We start from the raw sequence: 18,134 nt of genomic DNA, 5'->3' as shown, positions 1-18,134 counted from the left end.
CCCGCTGCCGTCAGGGCGCCTCGGCGCCGTCCAGGCGGTAGCCGCGGCCGCGGATGGCGACGACGAAGGCGGGGACCAGGAACAGGGTGATGGGGGTGGACAGCGCCAGCCCGCCGATCACCGCCAGCGCCAGCGGCCGCTGCAGCTCGGCGCCCGCCCCCACGCCCAGCGCCAGCGGCAGCAGGCCGAAGAGCATGCAGAGCGTGGTCATCAGGATGGGCCGCAGGCGGGTGCGCGCGGCCACGCGAATGGCCTCGCCCAGCGCCTCGCCGTCGTGCTTCATGCGGTGGTAGGTGAAGTCCAGCAGGATGATGCCGTTCTTCACGATCAGCCCCACCAGCAGCACCATCCCCATCAGGCTGGAAACGTTCAGCGGGGTGCCGGTGACCAGCAGCAGCGCCATCGCCCCCACGAACGAGAGCGGCGCGGCCAGCGTGATGATCAGCGGCTCCACGAACGAGCGGAACTGGATCACCATCACCGCGATCACGTCCGGCCGTGCAAGGTTCGTGGCGCGCGGTTATCGTGCGGTAAGGTAGCGCGGATAGCTTGCACGCACGCGGGGGCGCCTGCATCCGCGCGGCGCCCCGCCGCCATCCCCACGAAACCGGGAAGACGAAATGACTCGCCGCTCCGCCCGCTCAGCCGCGGTGCTCGCGCTGCTCCTCGCGCTCGCCGGCGCGTCCGCCGCCGCGGTACGGGCCGTCCGCGCGGATGGCCCGTACCGCGTCCTCCACCGCACGGTCACGGGGGGAGGGGGGATGGGACTACCTGACGGTGGACGGGGCGGGGCGGCGCGTCTTCGTCTCCCGCGGCACGCACGTGATGGTGGTGGACCTGCGGCGCGACTCGCTGGCGGGTGACATCCCGAACACCCCGGGCGTGCACGGGATCGCGCTGGCGCCGGAGCTGGGGCGCGGGTTCACCAGCAACGGGCGCGACTCCACCGTCACCGTCTTCGACCTGCGCACCCTCGCGCCGCGGGGAACGGTGCAGGTCACCGGCCGCGGCCCCGACGCCATCCTGTACGACCCCGCCACGCGGCGCGTCTTCACCTTCAACGGCGGCAGCGGCAACGCCACCGCGATCGACGCCGCGCGCGCCGCCGTGGCGGGAACGGTGGCGCTGGCCGGCAAACCCGAGGCGGCGGTGCTGGACGGCGCGGGCCACGTGTGGGTGAACATCGAGGACCGGGGCGAGATCGAGGAGTTCGACGCGCGCACGCTGCGCAGCCTGGGCCACTGGCCGCTGGCGGGGTGCGAGGAGCCGAGCGGGCTGGCGTTCGACCGCGCGCACGGCCTGGTGTATCCGATGTAGAAGATGCGGTTTGGGTGCGCGAAAATGCGAGTGAACTCGCGGCTACAAAGGCACACAGTCCGTCTCCGCAGACTTCGATTCGTCGCGTGATCGGCGCCGGTGTGCGCCGCATCCGTCGTCGCCATCGCGATGCATGGGCATTGGCGTGGACGGCGGGGCGGGGAAGTCCGCGAAGGCGCGACTGCGTGCAGTTGTAGCCGCGAGTTTACTCGCATTTTTCGCGACCCACATCTCCCGAAACTCCCGAATCCCCCGAATTTCACTCGATCTTCGACGGCCCGAATCAGCGCATCCCATCCCCCCGTCCTTGGCGGCGCCGCGTCGCGCATGGTATCCTGTGAATCGATCGGTAGCAGGGACGCCGATGCATCGGGATCAGCTTCGTCTTGCTCGCCGCTGCCGCCATTCGCCCCATCTCCATCCCTCGCCCCACGATCCGATGCGACTGCAGAGGAGAATCGCCGCGCTGCTTCCCGCCGCGCTCGTGCTGGCCGCGTGCCCGGGAACCGCGCCGTCGCCCGCGCCCGCGGGGCCGCCCGTGAACGCCGACGAGCTTGCCGTCTACGCGACGGTGATCGACAGCGTGCTGGCGGACACCGCGCAGCCGTTCGTCATCATCGCGGACAGCACCTCGGTGTCGCACGTGGAGGCGGAGGCGGTCCGCAACTTCGTAGTGGAGCTGGACTCAGCGTTCCCTGCGAGCGCCATCGCCGACTACCGCGAGAAGAACGGCACCGGGTGGCTCCTCCCCGCCGCCATCCCCGCGGGCACCACGCTGCGCATCTTCGCGCCGCGCACCGTCTTCGCGCCCGACGGCAACCTGCGCGAGCAGTACGCCGAGTTCCAGCGCCGCTACGCGCCGGCGACCAGCTTCCACACCCTGTCGCGCCCCGGCTTCGACGCCGAGCGCCGGCACGCGGTGATCGTCACCGGCTCGCACTGCGGCGCGCTGTGCGGGCACGGGCAGATCGTGCTGCTGGAGCGCGGCCCCGCCGGCTGGCGCATCGTCCAGCGCCGCACCACCTGGGTGAGCTGAGCCCGCGCTTCGCGCGGAGTACGAGAGTGCGGAAGTACGAGAGTACGGGAAGGGATCGGACGGATGACGAAGGGCCCGCGCACATCGCTGCGGGCCTGTCGTCGTATCGCATCGCTGCAGGGCGGGATCACATGTTTGCTTGATCCCACACGCGTTTTACGCAACTCTTCTCTCGCGCAGTTCATTTTCGGTCTTCATGATCATCCCGTTCGGGAGAATGCCGCATGCTGAAACCAGTCATCCTCGCGGGGATCCTCATTGCCGTGGGCGGGTGCGCCCCGCAGGACGCCGAGTCGCTCCGGGCCGATTCCAGCCAATCGTCCGCCGCCGAGCTCGCGCACCAGGCGGAGATCGCACAGCATCAGGCCCGGATCGCGGCCATACAGTCCCAGATGGAAGAGCTCGGCCAGTCGCGTAACCTGATCTTCACCAGCCTGAACGGCCATCAGCAGCGGATCCAGTCGCTCCGCGGCAGCTCCTCGGAGCTGTCGAACGAGCTGGAGACGCTGAACAACGACGTGGCCGCCTACCTGATGGACCACAAGATCGCGGTTGCGTGCATGGGCGCCGCGGGGATGGCGGTGAGCGACGACAACGAGTTCTCCCAGGACGTGAAGGACGTGTCGAAAGTCGTAGCCATCGCGTGCGCTCTTGCGCTGCTCAGCTCGGATTTCCGGAGCGAGATCGCGGGTGTGCTGGACAGGCTGGTGCAGGCCGACTCGCAGGCGAAGAACCTCCGGTCGCAGATCCGCTCGCTGGACGACCAGATCGCGCAGGAGACGAACGGCTCTGCGGCGGACCAGGCGCGATACGACAGCCTCACCTCCGAGATCCAGCAGCTCCAGCTGCGGCTGCAATGAAACGCATCTCTGCGCCTGAATGACGAAGGGCCCGCGCTCGCCTCAGCGCGGGCCCTTCGCCTCCGGCATTCCGAAGCTGACGCCTACTTCGCGTCGCCGCCCGGCTTGCCGCGGCCGCGGGGCCTGGGGTCGAGCTCGAACTGCTCGTCCATGCTGTAGCGGCGCTTCACGCCCACGATGAACATCAGCAGCCCCGCCGCGCCCGCCAGCAGCGCCGCCGTCTGCATCGCCTTCTTCGCCCTGCTGCTGCCGCCCTTCTCGTACTCGCTCGCCATCTGCCTGTGCTCCCGTGGGTTCCGTGCGCGCCACCGCGATCGCGTCCACGATACCCGCGCCCATCCGTCCGCGCCAGCCCGCCATCCGACAGAAGCCGCGCGGTCGGTGCGGCGGTCACGCTCCCTGGCCGGGCGGCTGAAGCCACGGCAACAACAGCACAAAGTCCCTGCGGGACTGCCAGGCGCTATCTGCTCTCCTCCGAAGCATCTTCGCAGGACCGCGACCCCGGTATTCCCTCCACCCGCTCCGCGGGGGAGCGGGAACTGGTGGCGCGGAGATGTTTTCGGAAAGCCGGGATGCCGGCCCGCAGTCCCGCAGGGACTTTGTGCAGTTGTTGCCGCCGAATTCCATTCGGCGGCGGAGCAAGCAAAGCCGGGGCGCCGCACCTGCGCGACGCCCCGGCTCTTCATCCACCGATCCGATCCCGATCCATCCGGATCCCGATCGCGATCACCCGTTGGTGCGGCCGCCCGGCAGGGTCACGGCGGGGACGGGGATGCGTCGCGCGCCGTCGCTCCCCTGCGGCTCGCCGTCCAGAATGCCGGTCCGGGACACCAGCTGCGCGGCCAGCACCGTCTGGATCACGCTGGTGATGTTCCCCGCGGTGGCGTCCGGCGCGCCGCCCTCGCCGCCACCGGCGCTGATCGTCACCAGGCGCGCGTTCGACAGCGCCTCGGCGATCGCCGGGGCGATCTCCGGCAGCATCTCGATCTGCCGGTAGCGGAAGTACGCCTCGCCGCCCTGCTGGATGGCCTCGTTCACCTTGCGGATGCTCTCCGCGGTGGCCTGCGCCACGGTGGTGATGCGGATGGCCTCGGCGCGCGCGGCCGCCTCGGCCTCGATGCGCACCTTCTCGGCGTCGGCGCGGGCCTGCGCGATCTGCGTGGCCTCGAGCTCGGCGATGCGCTGCGTGGCCAGCGCCTCCTGCTTCTTGGCCTCGGCCTGCGCGATCAGCGCCGCGTTGGCCGCGCGCGTCTGCTCCAGCTCGCGCTGCTTGTCGCTGATGTTGCGCTCCGCCTCGAGCGCCGCGTCCTTGGCGCGCCGCGCCTGCTGCGCCGCCACGATGTCGGAGTTGGCCTGCGCCTCGGCCGCGCTCTGCCGGCGCCGCGCCTCGGCCACCTCGCTCTGCACCACCTTGATGTTCAGCGAGTTGAAGCTGAGCCCCAGGTCCGTCAGCTCGCGGCTGCACGCCTTGCGGATGATGATGGCCAGCGGGTCGTCGTCCTCCTCCAGCGGGCTGCCGGGGGCGGGCGTCTGCACCAGCGCCACGTGCTGCGACTCGCGCTCCGCCAGCGCCGTCTGCGCGGCCGCCGAGATGCGCGGCGCCGTCTTGGCCGAGAACAGCTGGTCGTGCGTCAGCAGGTTGATGGCCCGGCGCCCCGACGAGCTCAGCAGGTCGATCAGGATGTTGATCTGCTCTTCCTGCGGCTTGGGGAAGAAGCGGTTGGCCGCCGTCTTGATCATCGCGTCGCTGTCGCCCACCGACACGATGGCGCTGGCCAGCACGCGCACCTTGATGGGCTGCGGCACGCCGTTCTCGTCCAGGTCGGCCGTCTGGTCGGTGATGTCCAGGTCTACGTTGATGGCCTTGCTGGAGATGGTGGTGCCGGTGGTGAAGAGCGGCACCTCCTTGCTCTTGCCGGGGCCGCGGTAGATGAAGGTGCGGCCCGTGAGCCAGCTCACCAGGCGGATGGTGCCCGCCTCGACGTTGCGCAGGAACGCGCTGACCGTCATGGGGATGAGCACGAATACGGCGAACAGAACGATGATGGCCGTCCAGATCAGGTTCGAGTCCATCGGTCCTCCGGGGTGGGCGGCGCGCTCAGGCGCCGCTGGATTGCCCCGCCGAAACGGGGAGTGAAACGACGCAGCGGTTCCGCACGGGATCGACTTCTTCCACCACCAGGCTGTCTCCCGCGCGCACGCGGATCCCGGTCGCGCGGTCCGCGGGGGAAAGCCGTCCCAGCACCTGCACGATCTGCCCGTCCAGCTCGATCTTCACCAGCCCCTCGCCGTCGTGGTTGAAGCCGGTGACGGCCAGGGCGGTGTCGGTGATGGCGCTCTCCAGCGTGAGCGCGGGCTCGCTGCCGAAGCGGAAGAAGAAGTTCCACACCGGCCGCACCGCGAACAGCTCGAACACCAGCCCGCCCGCCACCGCGGCCACGGCCAGCAGCGGCTCGGGAAGGAACGCCGCCAGCAGCAGCCCCGCGGCGCCCAGGCCGACCAGGATGCTGAACAGCACGCGCGGGGAGAGGAAGGAGAGGAACCAGGTCCCCAGCGCCTTCCCGGCGTCGCCCGCGTGCGCGTGGTCGCCGTGGTGCTGCGCGTGGCCGTGGCCATGCCCGTGCGCGATGGCGTGGCCGGCGTCGTGGCCGCCCACGTGCGCGCCCGCGTGGCCGGTGGTGACGCCGTGGCCGCCGACGCCGTGCACGTTCACGTCGCCGTGGTGGCCGCCCGCGTGCAGGTGGCCGCCGCCGTTGGCGTGGCCGCCGTGGTGCCCGCTGTTTCCGGCCACGCCGCTCACGGCCATTACCAGCAGCCCGGCGAAGCCCAGCAGGAGCGAGAAGAGATAGAAGTCCATCCGTGAGGTCCTTGCCCGGGCGCTTCCCGGGCGAGCGGGACTACGAGGGTGCGGCGGAAGAAGTTGCGCAGCTACTCTGGATTGGCTGGAAGAACGGGGGATGCCCTTCCGTGAGCGTAAATATAAGCAGTTTCGGCGCGTGCGCCACGGCGTGGACGAACCGGGCGATGGATTCGGAAGAGGCGGGGCCGAACGGAGCCGGCGGAGTCAGCGGAGAACTTCCTCCGTCCGACTCCGCCGACTCCTGCCGTCCCGCGGATCAGACGCCGCGCCCCGTCTTCTCCTGCAGCTCGTCGATCTTCTTCGACGCCTCGGCCTTGGTCAGCTCGTCGTCGCCGATCTCCTCGCCCGCCTCTTCGGCGAGGGTGTGGAGATACGAGCGCTGGGCGCCCGTCATCGGCTCGTCGCCCGTGACCCAGTTGTCCGGGTCCTTGATCATGTTGCCTTCGGTCTGCTCGGCCGTGCGCTTGTCGGTCATCGTTCGACTCCTGTGAGAATCCCTTCTATCCCGTTCTCGCAGAAGACTTTACGCACGATCCATACCAAATGAAAACCGAAGATGGATTTCGCCAAGCATTGCGGAGAAGCGGAGGAGGCGAGGCTTCTTCCCGGCTCCTCCGCTTCCCTGCGTGAGATTTTCCCTCAGGCGCGCTGGCGGTCGTGGCGGCCCTCGGCGAACTCCTCCACCATCTTTCGGTTGAAGGCGGGGATGTCGTCCGGCTTGCGGCTGGTGACCAGGCCGTGGTCCGTCACCACCTCCTGGTCCACCCAGTCGGCGCCCGCGTTCTTCAGGTCCGTCTGGATCGACGGGAACGAGGTGACCCTGCGCCCCTCCACCACGCCCGCCTCGGCCAGCATCCACGGGCCGTGGCAGATGGCGGCCACCGGCTTGTGCGCCTGGAAGAAGTCGCGCACGAACTCCACCGCCTCCTGCCGCAGGTGGTCGGGGTTCATCACCCCGCCGGGCAGGAGAAGCGCGTCGAAGTCGTCCGCCCGCGCGCCGGAGAGCGGGCGGTCCACCGGGAACTCGTCGCCCCAGTCGGTGTGCTGCCACCCCTTCACGCTGCCGTCCTTCGGCGATACGATCACCGTCTCGGCGCCCTCGTCCTGCAGCGCCTTCCGCGGCTCGGTCATCTCCACCTGCTCGAACCCGTCGGTGATCAGGATCGCCACCTTCTTTCCCTGCAGCCGTCCCGGCATCTTTCCGTCTCCTTGTTCAGCGTTCGACAATCGCCACGAAGTGCGGAGGCGAGGCAAGGCGCGGGCCGGGCGGGCGTCACGAACCGCCTCCGCCGCACGTTTGAACCACGTCGAACCCGACTTCACCCCACCGTGAGCTGGATCCGATGAGGCGACTTCTGTCCGCCGCCGCCGTCCTCCTCCTCGCCGCCTGCTCCGGCGACCCGGCCGGCTCCGGCACCACCGACGTGATGGTGCGCACCGACCGCTCCGAGTACGACCGCGGCGCCATCGGCGAGGTCCCCGTCACCTTCACCGTCGCCAACCACACCTCCGGCCCCATCTCGCTTCTCTGGTGCGGCAGCGGCGCCATCGCGGAGCTGCAGCTGCTGAACGACGGGGAGTGGATGACCACCTCGCCCCCGTTCTGCCCGTCCATCTACTCCCCCGTCGAGGTCGCCCCCGGCGCGTCGGCCGGCGGGGTGGTGTTCGCCCCCGGCCCGGCGGGAACGTACCGGCTGCGCGTGCAGTACGGCGCGCCGGGGTTCCAGGCGGCGCGCTACGGTGTCTCGCCCATCTTCCGGGTGCGCTGAGCCGGCCCACCGCCTTCCCCGAGGGACGAGATGAAGAAGATCCTGTCCGCCGCCGTGCTCCTGCTGGCCGCCTGCTCCGACCCGTTCTCCTCCGGCGGCGTGCGGGTCGCTTCCGAGGAGGACACCTACGCCGTCTTCCGCCCGGACGAGGCGGTGACGGTGCGCTTCACGCTCACCAACACCACCTCGTCCACCATTCAGCTCCCGCTCTGCGGCTCGCGTTTCGTCGCGCAGGTGGAGCGGCTGGAGAACGGGAGCTGGGTGCTCGGGGAGCCCATCCTGGCCTGCCCGGCGGTGCTGCAGCCGCCGCTGGAGGTGGCGCCGGACGCGTCGGTGACCGACTCCGTGCGGGTGACGGGGTTCGGGACGTGGCGCGTACGGGTGCCGTATTCGCGCTCGGGCGCGGAGCCGCGGGCCGCTGTCTCCGGCGCCTTCCAGACGCGCACTCCGCCGGACTGAGGGCCGCTGGTCGCATCTCGCGCCGCCGCTTACCTTTCGCGCGCCAGGGCCCTCCGCTCCGGCGCGCGACCCTTTTTCCCCGTGCGAACCGATGCGCCCGATCCGCTTCTCCCTCGCCCTCCTCGCCCTGACGCCGCTCGCGGCGCGCGCGCAGACGCCCGCGTGGACGCGGCCGCTGCGCCCGGTGGCCACCTACTCCATCGTCGCGCGCGACTCGGCGACGGGGGAGATCGGGGTCGCCGTGCAGTCGCACTGGTTCTCGGTCGGCGCCACGGTGCCGTGGGCCCAGGCGGGCGTGGGCGCGGTGGCGACGCAGAGCTTCGTGGAGCCGTCGTACGGGCCGCTGGGGCTGGAATTGATGCGGCTGGGGCGCAGCGGCCCCGAGGCGCTCCGCGCGCTCATCTCCACCGACGCGGACTCGGCGGTGCGGCAGGTGGCCATGATCGACGCGCAGGGGCGCGTGGCGGCGTGGACCGGCGGCCGCAACATCCAGGCGGCGGGGAACCACGTGGGGCGCGGCTACAGCACCGAGGCCAACCTGATGGACCGGCCCACGGTGTGGGATGCGATGGCGCGGGCGTACGAGGGCGCGCGCGGCGACCTGGCCGAGCGGCTGCTGCAGGCGCTCGAGGCCGCGCAGCGCGAGGGCGGCGACATCCGCGGGCGCCAGTCGGCCGCCATCATCGTGGTCGCGGGGACCAGCACCGGGCGGCCGTGGGCGGACCGCATCGTGGACCTGCGCGTGGAGGACAATCCCGAGCCGGTTCGCGAGCTGCGCCGTCTGGTCACGCTGAACCGCGTCTACCGCTCGCTGAACGAGGGCGACGCGGCGGTCACGCGCAACGACCTGAACGCCGCCGCGGCGTCGTACGGCCGCGCCACCAGCATCCTCCCCGACTCGGCCACCAACGGCGAGGCGGTGTTCTGGACGGGGATCAGCTTCGCCAGCGCGGGGAAGCCGGACCAGGCGATCCCGTATCTCCGCCGCGCGTACGCCGTCTGGCCGAAGTGGGCCGACCTGGTCCGCCGCCTCCCCGCCGCCGGCCTCCTCCCCAACGACCCCGCGCTCATCGACCGTTTGGTGCGGGAGATGGCGGCCCGGTAGATCTGGAGGAACGATCCCGGGGACGGGGAGCGGGAGCCGGGGTATTCAATGGGAGAAGGTGAGCCGGTTCCTACTCCATCCCGCGAAAGGACGTTTCGAATGACCGCGAGTCTTCAGCACCTGATCACGATTGACCACCCCCTCGTCGCTGCCGGCGTTGGCGGCCTCGCTGCCCTGGCCGCGAAGGCGGTGCAGCGGCTTCCGAAGCTGGCGGCAAGCGCCCCTGTCCGCGCGCTTTGCACGGCGGCTCGCGAGGCACTGCGCGAGGAGCGGCGGGTGGCACACCGTTTGTTTGCGCGCCGTCGCGAGCTGCGCATCCTGCTCTTTGTGCTGATGTCTGCGGACGTGTACCTCGCGGCTGGCGTGCTGATCGCCTATGCGCTGGCTTTTTCGATCCTGCTCGCTGCGGAGCTGACGACCCTGGTCGACGCCTCGATGCCGGCGATGGCGGCAACCGCGGCGTTCACCCTGTTGTCAGCGTGGTTCGCGGTGCGGTCTCTGAATGTGGCGCGCTGGGCGCGGCTTCAGGCGAGGCGCGCTTATCCCCTGCCGGTGCGGCAGTGGGCCCGGGCTCATCCCCTGTTCTGACGCGCAGGTGGGTAATCTGGACGACGTTTTCGCGCGGCTGGCGGGCTCCGCCTTCCGGCGCAGGTTCCGCCTGCGCGGCGACGACCTGTCCTACCTGCGCCGCCGCGGCATGGACACGGTCCTGCGCCACGCCGACGAGATGATCGCCGCGCGCCTCGCTCCCGCCGGGCCGCCCAACGACGGCAGGCAGACGCCGATGCGCGGGCACCCCGTCTTCCTCGCGCAGCACGCCACCGGCACCTGCTGCCGCGGCTGCCTGGCCAAGTGGCACCGCATCCCCAAGGGCCGCGAGCTGACGGAGGACGAGCGCCGCTACGTCGTCTCCGTCATCGCCCGCTGGATCGCCGAGCAGGACCGCGCCGCGCCCCCGCCGCCGGCGGGGGAGGAGGCTGGGGCTGACGGCGAATCCCAATCTCCACCGAGCGATCAGTTGGGGTTGGGGGTGTAGCGGCGAGAGGCTCTGGCGCGCGGAGCCCTCCCCCCGCCGCTCGGGCCGCGTACCCCTGCGGCGAGGCGGACTCCCAATCATCGTTGCCGCACTCACGCACTCACGCACTTTCGCACTTTCGCACTCTCGCACTAGCTTTGCGGCCTCCGCGCGCGGGGGCACGCGCGCATCCACGCCATCACCCCCCATGCACATGCGAGCCACACGCACATCCCTGCTCGCCCTGGCGGCCCTCGCGCTCGCCGCGGGCGCGGCGCGCGCCCAGGCGCCGGGCGCCATCACCGCCAACGAGATCGACGCGCACCTGCGCTTCCTCTCGTCGGACCTGCTGGAGGGGCGCGCGCCGGCCACCCGCGGCGGCCGCCTGGCCACCGAGTACATCGCCAGCCAGCTGCGCGCGTACGGCGTGCAGCCCGCGGGCGACAACGGCACGTACTTCCAGCGCGTTCCCATCGATATCGTGGGCGCCGACCCGGCCACCATCCGCGTCACCGCCTCCGGCAAGGCGACGGGGACGCTGCGCTACCCCGACGACGTGGTGGTGTGGGCCGGCTCGGCGGCGGAGCAGGCCAGCGCGAACGCGGAGATCGTCTTCGTCGGCTACGGCGCCGCCGCGCCCGAGTTCCGCTGGGACGACTTCAAGAACGTGGACGTGCGCGGCAAGATCCTGATGGTGCTGGTGAACGATCCCCCCGCGCCGGCGAGCGAGGCCACGCTCTTCGGCGGCCGGGCGATGACCTACTACGGCCGCTGGACCTACAAGTTCGAAGAGGCCGAGCGCCGCGGCGCCGCGGGAATGCTCATCGTCCACACCACCGAGCAGGCCGGCTACCCGTGGCACACGGTGGTCGGCAGCTGGGCCAAGGAGCAGCGCATGCTGCCGCGCAGCCCGCAGCTTCCCGCGCCGCTCGCCTTCCGCGGCTGGATCACCGACAGCGCCGCTACCGCGCTGCTGCGGCAGGGCGGGCTGGACCTCGCCCGCCTCCGCCAGCAGGCGGCCACGCGCGGCTTCCGCCCGGTGGCGACCGGGATCACGCTGAGCGTGGGCTTCCGCAACCGCGTGCAGCACCTGGAGAGCGAGAACGTGGTGGGCACCATCCGCGGCGGCGACCCGCAGCTGCGCGACCAGTACGTGGCGCTCAGCGCGCACTGGGACCACCTGGGGATCGGGCCCGCGGTGGACGGCGACTCCATCTACAACGGCGCGTCGGACAACGCCTCGGGCGTCGCCGACGTGCTCGCCATCGCCCATGCGGCGGCCATGCGGCCCGCGCCGAAGCGCTCGCTCCTCTTCGTCTTCGTCACCGCCGAGGAGAGCGGGCTGCTGGGCTCCGAATCGTTCGCGCAGCATCCCACCGTCCCCATCGCCAACCTCGTCGCCAACCTGAACATGGACGGCGGCAACGTGCTGGGCGCCACGCGCGACTTCCGCGTGCTGGGCGACACCAAGTCCACGCTGGGGCCCATGTTCTCGCGGCTCGCCGCGCTGCACGGCTGGCGGGTGGAGCCGGACGACCACCCGGAGCGCGGCCACTTCTACCGCTCGGACCACTTCTCCTTCGCCAAGGCGGGCGTCCCGGCCGTCTCCATCGGCGCGGGGAACGAGGTGGAGGGGAAGCCGGCCGGGTGGGGCGCGCGGCAGGAGGACGAGTACACCGCGCACCGCTATCACCAGCCGTCGGACCAGTACCGGGCGGACTTCGACCTGGCCGGCGCGGTGCAGCTCTCGTCGCTGGTGCTGGACTTCGCCACGCAGATCGCGAACGGCGACGTGCTGCCGCGGTGGAATCCCGACGCGGAGTTCGCCTCGGTGCGGCGGTAGCAGGGGACAGGGGACAGGGGACAGGGGACAGGGAAGAGATCGCATCTCCCGTCCCCTCCGGATTCGGCGCTCCCGGGGCTCGGGCGCGAACGTGGATTTCACCTGAACGGGATGGGGCAGGGAAGGGGACTGGATGCGGGCGCGGCGGCGCGAAAGCCGTTGTTCCCTGTAACCTGTCCCTGTACCCTGTCCCCTCGGAGGCATGATGAAGAAGCTGATGCTCACCACGGCCGCGCTGGCGGTGGCCATTCCGTGCGCCGTCGTGGCGCAGGGCACGCCCGAGCAGGTGGCCACGCAGTACCTGCAGACCATGAAGGCGGCCGACTGGGCGGGGAATGCCGCGCTCATCCACCCGGTCGAGCAGGATTCGCTGAAGGCGGCGGTGCTCGAGGTCATCGCCAGCGACACGTCGACGGCGGGCCTGCGGCAGGTGTTCAACGTCGCCTCGGCGGCCGAGCTGCGCGCGCTGCCGGCACAGCAGGTGTACCAGCGCTTCGTGGCCAACACCATCGGCACGCAGCCGGGGATGCGCGAGATGCTGGCGGCCGCCAGCTTCACCGCCATCGGCCACGTGGACCAGGGCGACACCAGCTACGTGGTGTACCGCGTGACCGCGCAGGCCGAGGGGAACACGCTCAGCCAGGTGACGGTGCTCAGCCTGCGCCGCGACGGCGGCGGGTGGAAGGTGCGCCTTCCCGAGGAGCTGAAGGGGATGATGATGGGGATGCGCCAGGCCGCCGCCCAGCGCCGCGCCGCCGCCGCCGCCATTCAGCCGTCCGAGCGTCCGGCGGCTCCGCCCACGGCGCCGCCCGCGCGCCCGGCGACGCCTCCCGCGGCACCGCCCGCGCGCCCGTGACCGACGCGCTCACCGGCCCCGGCGCGGCCGACGGCGGCCTGGCGGAGCTCTGCATCCGCGCGGTCACCACCGCCGCGCACGACCTGGGGCTGGATCCCGCCCTCTTCGCCGAAGAGCTGGCCCAGGGCGAGATCGGGCTGCTGATCCACTACCTGGCCCGGGCGGCCGAGCACGTCCCCGACGTGGAGCTGCGCGAGCAGGCCGGGGCGCTGGTCCACCGGCTGACCGACTGGACCGGAAGCGCGGAGGACGGGTGACCGCCCTCCGCGCCCGTCTTCACCTCATCCCCATCCCGATGATCCCGACACGCTGGATGCACTTCGCCGCCGCCGCGGTGGCGATCGCGCTCGCCGCGGCGCCCGTGCGCGCGCAGGACGCCGGCGCGCGCGACTCGGCGCGGACGCGGCTCCCCGGCGCCCTCGCCGACACCGCCGCCGAGCCGCCGGCCCGCCACCGCGCGATCGACCTCACCGCGGGCGGCGTGGGGATCAGCATCGGCAACTCGCGCCGCGTCACCGGCGTCCGCATCAACACCGTGGACCACCAGGCGGAGCGCGTGAACGGGCTCAACCTCACGCTCTGGATTCCCAGGCGGAATCCCGACCTGGTGGTCACCGGCGCCGCGGTGGGCCTCGTGGCCCCGCGCGCGCGGCGGATCGACGGCGTGGCGCTGGGCGGCGTGGGCGTGCTGGCGTCGGAGGTGAACGGGATCGGCGCCGGCGGCCTGGCGATGATCGCGCGGGAGCGGCTGCGCGGCATCGGGGTCGGCGGGCTGGCCACGGTGGGCGACCACGGGATCGACGGCATCGCCACGGCGGGGCTGGTGACGCTCTCCGAGGGCGGCGTGAACGGCATCACCTCGGCCGGGCTGGCCGCCATCACCGAGGGCCGGCTGACGGGGATCAGCGTGAGCCCGGGCTTCTCGTACGTGGACGGCGAGGTGCGCGGCATCACCGCCGCGGGGCTGGTGAACCGCACGAAGGGGATCGCGCGCGGCGTCACGCTCGCCGGCGTGGCCGTCGTGGCCGACACCCTCGAGGGAATCACCGCCGCCGCCCTCTACGCGCGCTCGGCGGAGATGCGGGGGATCTCCGCGGCGGGGTGGAACGACGTGCGCGGGGTGCAGCGCGGCATCACCATCGGCATCTTCAACTACGCCCGCGACATCCGCGGCGCGCAGATCGGCTTGCTGAACTACGTGCGCAGCAACCCCGGCGGCCTGCGCCTCCTCCCCATCTTCAACACGAGATTCGGGGCGAGGTAGCACTCATCGCGGATGGTGGGCTGATACCAAATCCGGGAGATCAGCTTCTGCATCCGCACTGCACCTGCCCGACGTCATCCTGAGGCCGACCACACCGCAACTCGCATCAGAACAACACTTTGCAGGCCGAAGGATCTGTGGGCGTGGCAGCACGTGAGTTGGTCGGATGCACCAATCCCGTGCGGGGCCACCGACGGTGTGGTCGGCCTGAATCGAAAGTTCGCGGACTAGCCCCTCACCGGCGACTGAAGTCGCAGCAACAACTACGGGAAGCCTCGCAAACTGCGCGAGGCTGTTCAGCTCGGAAGCCAGTTCCAGCGCCGGAGGATGCCTCCCCTTTCACCATCGTGGTCGCGCGAAGCGCGGTGTTCGACTCAGGATGACGTCTCTCTTTGAATGACAGGTAATCGCCAGATCCGGTATGAGGCCTGACGAGAGCTGAGTTCAACCTCTCCCAGCAGTTTGAGAGAGGTCGAAAAAAGAAGGAGGGCGAGACGGCGGTCATGTCTCGTCCTCCTTCTTTTTTCGGGTGAAGGCCCCGGCGGCGCCTCGGGATCACGTCACAGTCGAGGAATCACCCTTGATGGGACCCGGCGGAAACGCGAAGATGCGGACGAGGCTGGTTGCATCGTCCGCATCGGTTTGTGCCGGTCTGGATCAGGTTCGGACCAGCTGCCGGGCGAATCCGCGCAGCCCCTGCACCACGTCGTCGGCGTAGGCGGGCATGTCGCCCACCATCAGCTCGGCGTCGCGGGGGAGGGCCAGCTCCAGCGCCTCGACGGCGCGGATGATGGCTTCGGCGCGGGCGTGGCGCGGGTTGGAGACCTCGGAGTGCGGGTTGACCACGCGGCGGCGGCGCAGCTTCTCGAACTCGGTCTTGCCGGAGTCCGTCAGCGACAGCCACCCCGCCTTCTCCTGCACCAGCCCGCGCGAGCGCAGCGCCCGCACCACGCGGCCGTCCAGGTTGTCGACCAGCACCGGCCCGGTCTGCCGGTACAGGCTCCGCAGCAGGTCGACCTGCTTGTCGTTCAGGGGAATGGTCAGGGACATGGTGTTCATTTTGATGTTCCCCGCGCAAAAGCGCAAGCAGTTTCTGCATGCCGCGCTCGTAACGCGCTATTTAAGCGCAGCGGGCGCAACACAGGTTCCGGCAAACGGATGGGCGGCAGTGAACGGAGGCTGGCAGCACATTGTCCGCTCGATCGCGTCGCTTGCGGGCGTGGGTACACGAAGCATTGCAAAAGGTTCCGGAAAGATGCGCCGCATCTTGAACGCGTGTTTTGTGACGCAGACGTGACGATATCCGGCCGATCCCGCCGCTCCGCGGAGTCGTGGGGCCCGTCGATCCCGGTGCATCGGATTCGCAGGCTACAGCGTGCACTCTTGCAGCAACCCGTTGCGGTTTCCGCGCAATATGGGAGCCGAACCATTGAGGCCGCGATGCGAACGATTTTATTGGCGATGAACGGTTCGCCGGACGTGTGGGATTTCATCGGCCGTGATCGGGCGTCCACGGCCCGGGACGGGCGCGCAAACGGATTGATTCGGGCCGGGCGCGCGTTATACTTCGGGCCAGCCGTCCGCCACCATCCGCGGGATCTCCGCGCATCTCCTCCGGTGGCATCGCTTTGCATCCCCACGGCCCCGGCGCCCGCCCGCGCGGCCCGCATCGCCCTTCCCGATCTTCATCCCCCACCGATGATCCTGATCCTTTACACCACGCTCTACCGCGACGGCGGCGACAAGTTCGCGCGCGCCGCCGCCACCCTGGCCGAAGACAAGCGCCGTGCGCACCCGGGCGCCACCGTGCGCGCGGCCGCGGTGGAGAGCAAGGCCGACGTCGTCGCGCACTTCCGCGCCGCGGAAGAGGAGCCGATCGACGAGCTCCACTTCATCGGGCACAGCGGGATGTACGGGCCCATGTTCCGCACCCGCGCCGTCCCCGAGCAGTTCAGCCCGCACGAGTGGCGCACGCTGCGCATCCCGTTCGCGCCGGGGGCGCGCGCGTACTTCCACGCCTGCCGCACCGCGCGCTGGTTCGCCCCGTTCTTCGCGCGCACCTTCAACGTTCCCGCGTGGGGCTACCACTGGTACACCACCGTCTCGCTCCGCCCCGACCGCTTCCGCTGGGAGCGGATGACGCTGCGCAGGGACGCGCCGGTGTACGTCCTGGGCTGCCCGGGGCGGAAGTCGCACGGCATCGCCGGCTCGCTGGGGAAGTACGTTACCGGCCGCGCGGAGGAGATGAAGCGCTTCAATCCCCATCCCCCCGAGGGCGACCCGACCTACGACTCGGTGGCGGAGCTGTACGACGACGTGTTCCAGGACATCACCGTGCGCGAGGACGAGTGGCGCTGGCTGGAGAGCCGCTTTCCGTGCGAGCCCGCGCGCGTGCTGGACATCGGCTGCGGCAACGGCGCGCTCCTGCTGCAGCTGGGCCGTCGCGTCGCCCGCGGCACCGGTGTGGACGCGTCCGCGGGGATGGTCGAGCGAGCGCGGCGGCGGGCCGCGGGGGCGCCGCACCTGGACTTCGTGCACGTGGACGGCCCCACGCTCCCGTTCCCCGACGCCTCGTTCGACGTGGTGACCAGCCTCCTGTCGTTCCGCTACCTGGACTGGGACCCGGTGATGAACGAGATCCGGCGCGTGCTGCGCCCCGGCGGCCGGCTGCTGGTGGTCGACATGGTGACGGCGCCGGTGCGCTGGCGCGAGACGCCGCGGCTGCTGGCCAGCAAGGGGCGCGGCTACGCCCAGCGCCTGCGCCGCCCCGAGTTCGCGCGGCGCCTGCGCCGGCTGGTGACGGACCCGCGCTGGGCCACCATGCTGCGCTACAACCCCATCCGCGCCGAGCACGAGATGAAGTGGTACCTGGAAAGCCGCTTCCCGGGGCGGAAGGTGGAGATGATCAACGTGGGGTGGAACGCGCGCGTGCTGGCCTTCGACAGCGGCCCGCTGGAGCCCGGCACCGTGCCGCCGCAGAGCTACCCGTGACGCTCGCCGTGGTGGACTGGGGGATCGGCGGGCTGGGGTTCTACCGCCTGTTCGCCGCGCGCCATCCCGGTGTCGCCGTGGTCTACGTCTCCGACACCGGATTCACGCCGTACGGCAAGGTGCCGCGCCGCGAGCTGGCCGCGCGCGTGGACCGCGTCCTCCGCCACGTGGGGGAGATGCACGGCGCCGCGCACGCCGTGGTTGCCTGCAACGCCGCCAGCACGGTGCTGTGCGACCTAAAGATCGTGCGCGACGGGATGCGGGTGACGGGGGTGATCGCGCCCGCCGTGGCCGCGCTCGCGGATGCGGCACCGGCGCGGATCGGGGTGATCGGCGGGCGGCGCACCGTGGTGAGCGGCGTGTACGGGCGGGCGCTGCGCGGCGCGGGGCACCACGTCCGGCAGCGCATCGCGCAGCCGCTTTCCGCGCATGTGGAGGCCGGCCGCCTCGATACGCCTGACGTCCGCGGCGACGTGGCGCGCATCCTGGCGCCGCTGCGCGCGGTGGAGGTGCTGGTGATGGCGTGCACGCACTATCCCGCGCTCGCGCCGCTCCTGGCCGAGCGCTGTCCCGCCGCCGCGCTCTTCGATCCCGCCGCCGCCACGCTCGCGCACGTCGAGCGCGAGTGGCCGCTGGCGGATGGCGGCGCCCCGCATCGCTTCCTCACCACCGGCGATCCGGAGGCCATGCGCCGCTCGGCACGCCTGGCCTTCGGCGTCGGCCTGCCCTCCGTCGAAGCCATCACCATCTGAACCGCTG

General features: G+C 71.1%; 22 protein-coding genes. 15 read left to right on the top strand and 7 right to left on the bottom strand.

The window, feature by feature from the left end:
- Window positions 1-10: 10 nt before the first annotated feature.
- Window positions 11-478, bottom strand: a complete 468-nt coding sequence (locus VLK66_RS21665) for an efflux RND transporter permease subunit (protein WP_325311614.1) — start codon at window positions 476-478, stop codon at window positions 11-13.
- Window positions 479-714: 236 nt separating this feature from the next.
- Here VLK66_RS21665 and VLK66_RS21660 point away from each other — a divergent pair, with 236 nt between their 5' ends.
- The 3 genes from VLK66_RS21660 to VLK66_RS21650 all read left to right on the top strand — a co-directional run bounded on the left by VLK66_RS21660 (window position 715) and on the right by VLK66_RS21650 (window position 3,213).
- Window positions 715-1,317, top strand: coding sequence for a hypothetical protein (locus VLK66_RS21660; protein WP_325311570.1), 603 nt, complete (start codon window positions 715-717; stop codon window positions 1,315-1,317).
- 439 nt (window positions 1,318-1,756) lie between these two features.
- Window positions 1,757-2,353 carry a hypothetical protein gene (locus VLK66_RS21655; protein WP_325311569.1) on the top strand — a complete coding sequence of 199 codons (597 nt, stop codon included), beginning with the start codon at window positions 1,757-1,759 and terminating at the stop codon, window positions 2,351-2,353.
- Window positions 2,354-2,577: 224 nt separating this feature from the next.
- Complete coding sequence (locus VLK66_RS21650) at window positions 2,578-3,213, top strand: hypothetical protein (RefSeq protein WP_325311568.1); 636 nt, start codon at window positions 2,578-2,580, stop codon at window positions 3,211-3,213.
- A gap of 83 nt (window positions 3,214-3,296) precedes the next feature.
- On the opposite strand, the gene VLK66_RS21645 is transcribed toward VLK66_RS21650, so the two are convergent.
- The 5 genes from VLK66_RS21645 to VLK66_RS21625 all read right to left on the bottom strand — a co-directional run bounded on the left by VLK66_RS21645 (window position 3,297) and on the right by VLK66_RS21625 (window position 7,270).
- Window positions 3,297-3,488 carry a hypothetical protein gene (locus VLK66_RS21645; RefSeq protein ID WP_325311567.1) on the bottom strand — a complete coding sequence of 64 codons (192 nt, stop codon included), beginning with the start codon at window positions 3,486-3,488 and terminating at the stop codon, window positions 3,297-3,299.
- A gap of 451 nt (window positions 3,489-3,939) precedes the next feature.
- The gene (locus VLK66_RS21640; protein ID WP_325311566.1) at window positions 3,940-5,286 is read right to left on the bottom strand and encodes a hypothetical protein; all 1,347 of its coding nucleotides are present in this window, start codon (window positions 5,284-5,286) and stop codon (window positions 3,940-3,942) included.
- A 25-nt stretch (window positions 5,287-5,311) separates the two neighbouring features.
- Window positions 5,312-6,070 carry a hypothetical protein gene (locus VLK66_RS21635; RefSeq protein WP_325311565.1) on the bottom strand — a complete coding sequence of 253 codons (759 nt, stop codon included), beginning with the start codon at window positions 6,068-6,070 and terminating at the stop codon, window positions 5,312-5,314.
- A gap of 259 nt (window positions 6,071-6,329) precedes the next feature.
- Window positions 6,330-6,548 carry a DUF3072 domain-containing protein gene (locus VLK66_RS21630; RefSeq protein WP_325311564.1) on the bottom strand — a complete coding sequence of 73 codons (219 nt, stop codon included), beginning with the start codon at window positions 6,546-6,548 and terminating at the stop codon, window positions 6,330-6,332.
- A gap of 164 nt (window positions 6,549-6,712) precedes the next feature.
- The gene (locus VLK66_RS21625) at window positions 6,713-7,270 is read right to left on the bottom strand and encodes a type 1 glutamine amidotransferase domain-containing protein (protein ID WP_325311563.1); all 558 of its coding nucleotides are present in this window, start codon (window positions 7,268-7,270) and stop codon (window positions 6,713-6,715) included.
- A 146-nt stretch (window positions 7,271-7,416) separates the two neighbouring features.
- Here VLK66_RS21625 and VLK66_RS21620 point away from each other — a divergent pair, with 146 nt between their 5' ends.
- The 9 genes from VLK66_RS21620 to VLK66_RS21580 all read left to right on the top strand — a co-directional run bounded on the left by VLK66_RS21620 (window position 7,417) and on the right by VLK66_RS21580 (window position 14,384).
- Window positions 7,417-7,842, top strand: a complete 426-nt coding sequence (locus VLK66_RS21620; RefSeq protein WP_325311562.1) for a hypothetical protein — start codon at window positions 7,417-7,419, stop codon at window positions 7,840-7,842.
- 30 nt (window positions 7,843-7,872) lie between these two features.
- On the top strand, window positions 7,873-8,301 hold the full coding sequence (locus VLK66_RS21615; protein WP_325311561.1) for a hypothetical protein: 429 nt from the start codon (window positions 7,873-7,875) through the stop codon (window positions 8,299-8,301).
- Window positions 8,302-8,392: 91 nt separating this feature from the next.
- On the top strand, window positions 8,393-9,406 hold the full coding sequence (locus VLK66_RS21610) for a DUF1028 domain-containing protein (RefSeq protein WP_325311560.1): 1,014 nt from the start codon (window positions 8,393-8,395) through the stop codon (window positions 9,404-9,406).
- A 99-nt stretch (window positions 9,407-9,505) separates the two neighbouring features.
- Window positions 9,506-9,994: a hypothetical protein gene (locus VLK66_RS21605; protein ID WP_325311559.1), complete on the top strand. Its 489-nt coding sequence runs from the start codon at window positions 9,506-9,508 to the stop codon at window positions 9,992-9,994.
- Window positions 9,995-10,001: 7 nt separating this feature from the next.
- A complete protein-coding gene (locus tag VLK66_RS21600; RefSeq protein ID WP_325311558.1) occupies window positions 10,002-10,442 on the top strand; it encodes a DUF4186 domain-containing protein in 441 nt (146 codons plus the stop codon).
- A gap of 193 nt (window positions 10,443-10,635) precedes the next feature.
- Window positions 10,636-12,264 carry a M28 family peptidase gene (locus tag VLK66_RS21595; protein WP_325311557.1) on the top strand — a complete coding sequence of 543 codons (1,629 nt, stop codon included), beginning with the start codon at window positions 10,636-10,638 and terminating at the stop codon, window positions 12,262-12,264.
- A gap of 205 nt (window positions 12,265-12,469) precedes the next feature.
- Window positions 12,470-13,120 carry a hypothetical protein gene (locus VLK66_RS21590; protein ID WP_325311556.1) on the top strand — a complete coding sequence of 217 codons (651 nt, stop codon included), beginning with the start codon at window positions 12,470-12,472 and terminating at the stop codon, window positions 13,118-13,120.
- On the top strand, window positions 13,117-13,377 hold the full coding sequence (locus tag VLK66_RS21585) for a hypothetical protein (RefSeq protein WP_325311555.1): 261 nt from the start codon (window positions 13,117-13,119) through the stop codon (window positions 13,375-13,377). The genes VLK66_RS21590 and VLK66_RS21585 overlap by 4 nt, the downstream gene beginning before the upstream one ends.
- A 38-nt stretch (window positions 13,378-13,415) precedes the next feature.
- Window positions 13,416-14,384: a hypothetical protein gene (locus VLK66_RS21580; protein WP_325311554.1), complete on the top strand. Its 969-nt coding sequence runs from the start codon at window positions 13,416-13,418 to the stop codon at window positions 14,382-14,384.
- Between the two features lie 657 nt (window positions 14,385-15,041).
- Here VLK66_RS21580 and VLK66_RS21575 read toward each other — a convergent pair.
- A complete protein-coding gene (locus VLK66_RS21575) occupies window positions 15,042-15,443 on the bottom strand; it encodes a hypothetical protein (protein ID WP_325311553.1) in 402 nt (133 codons plus the stop codon).
- On the opposite strand from VLK66_RS21575, the gene VLK66_RS21570 reads away from it, so the two are divergent.
- From VLK66_RS21570 to VLK66_RS21560, 3 genes are all read left to right on the top strand, one after another.
- Window positions 15,433-15,681 carry a hypothetical protein gene (locus VLK66_RS21570; RefSeq protein ID WP_325311552.1) on the top strand — a complete coding sequence of 83 codons (249 nt, stop codon included), beginning with the start codon at window positions 15,433-15,435 and terminating at the stop codon, window positions 15,679-15,681. The two genes, VLK66_RS21575 and VLK66_RS21570, sit on opposite strands and share 11 nt — an antisense overlap.
- Window positions 15,682-16,082: 401 nt before the next feature.
- Window positions 16,083-17,375, top strand: a complete 1,293-nt coding sequence (locus VLK66_RS21565) for a class I SAM-dependent methyltransferase (protein ID WP_325311551.1) — start codon at window positions 16,083-16,085, stop codon at window positions 17,373-17,375.
- On the top strand, window positions 17,372-18,127 hold the full coding sequence (locus VLK66_RS21560) for a glutamate racemase (RefSeq protein WP_325311550.1): 756 nt from the start codon (window positions 17,372-17,374) through the stop codon (window positions 18,125-18,127). The genes VLK66_RS21565 and VLK66_RS21560 overlap by 4 nt, the downstream gene beginning before the upstream one ends.
- The last annotated feature ends 7 nt before the right edge of the window (window positions 18,128-18,134 follow it).

This window comes from Longimicrobium sp. (assembly GCF_035474595.1).
GTDB lineage: Bacteria > Gemmatimonadota > Gemmatimonadetes > Longimicrobiales > Longimicrobiaceae > Longimicrobium.
Note: the sequence above shows the minus strand (reverse complement) of the source record. Positions and strands in the feature narration are given on the sequence as shown.

Excerpts from the sequence above, each read along its gene's own strand:
- VLK66_RS21665 (WP_325311614.1), bottom strand. The coding sequence starts at position 478 with ATGGTGATCCAGTTCCGCTCGTTCGTGGAGCCGCTGATCATCACGCTG.
- VLK66_RS21660 (WP_325311570.1), top strand. The coding sequence starts at position 715 with ATGGCCCGTACCGCGTCCTCCACCGCACGGTCACGGGGGGAGGGGGGA.
- VLK66_RS21655 (WP_325311569.1), top strand. The coding sequence starts at position 1,757 with ATGCGACTGCAGAGGAGAATCGCCGCGCTGCTTCCCGCCGCGCTCGTG.
- VLK66_RS21650 (WP_325311568.1), top strand. The coding sequence starts at position 2,578 with ATGCTGAAACCAGTCATCCTCGCGGGGATCCTCATTGCCGTGGGCGGG.
- VLK66_RS21645 (WP_325311567.1), bottom strand. The coding sequence starts at position 3,488 with ATGGCGAGCGAGTACGAGAAGGGCGGCAGCAGCAGGGCGAAGAAGGCG.
- VLK66_RS21640 (WP_325311566.1), bottom strand. The coding sequence starts at position 5,286 with ATGGACTCGAACCTGATCTGGACGGCCATCATCGTTCTGTTCGCCGTA.
- VLK66_RS21635 (WP_325311565.1), bottom strand. The coding sequence starts at position 6,070 with ATGGACTTCTATCTCTTCTCGCTCCTGCTGGGCTTCGCCGGGCTGCTG.
- VLK66_RS21630 (WP_325311564.1), bottom strand. The coding sequence starts at position 6,548 with ATGACCGACAAGCGCACGGCCGAGCAGACCGAAGGCAACATGATCAAG.
- VLK66_RS21625 (WP_325311563.1), bottom strand. The coding sequence starts at position 7,270 with ATGCCGGGACGGCTGCAGGGAAAGAAGGTGGCGATCCTGATCACCGAC.
- VLK66_RS21620 (WP_325311562.1), top strand. The coding sequence starts at position 7,417 with ATGAGGCGACTTCTGTCCGCCGCCGCCGTCCTCCTCCTCGCCGCCTGC.
- VLK66_RS21615 (WP_325311561.1), top strand. The coding sequence starts at position 7,873 with ATGAAGAAGATCCTGTCCGCCGCCGTGCTCCTGCTGGCCGCCTGCTCC.
- VLK66_RS21610 (WP_325311560.1), top strand. The coding sequence starts at position 8,393 with ATGCGCCCGATCCGCTTCTCCCTCGCCCTCCTCGCCCTGACGCCGCTC.
- VLK66_RS21605 (WP_325311559.1), top strand. The coding sequence starts at position 9,506 with ATGACCGCGAGTCTTCAGCACCTGATCACGATTGACCACCCCCTCGTC.
- VLK66_RS21595 (WP_325311557.1), top strand. The coding sequence starts at position 10,636 with ATGCGAGCCACACGCACATCCCTGCTCGCCCTGGCGGCCCTCGCGCTC.
- VLK66_RS21590 (WP_325311556.1), top strand. The coding sequence starts at position 12,470 with ATGAAGAAGCTGATGCTCACCACGGCCGCGCTGGCGGTGGCCATTCCG.
- VLK66_RS21580 (WP_325311554.1), top strand. The coding sequence starts at position 13,416 with ATGATCCCGACACGCTGGATGCACTTCGCCGCCGCCGCGGTGGCGATC.
- VLK66_RS21570 (WP_325311552.1), top strand. The coding sequence starts at position 15,433 with ATGGTGTTCATTTTGATGTTCCCCGCGCAAAAGCGCAAGCAGTTTCTG.
- VLK66_RS21575 (WP_325311553.1), bottom strand. The coding sequence starts at position 15,443 with ATGAACACCATGTCCCTGACCATTCCCCTGAACGACAAGCAGGTCGAC.
- VLK66_RS21565 (WP_325311551.1), top strand. The coding sequence starts at position 16,083 with ATGATCCTGATCCTTTACACCACGCTCTACCGCGACGGCGGCGACAAG.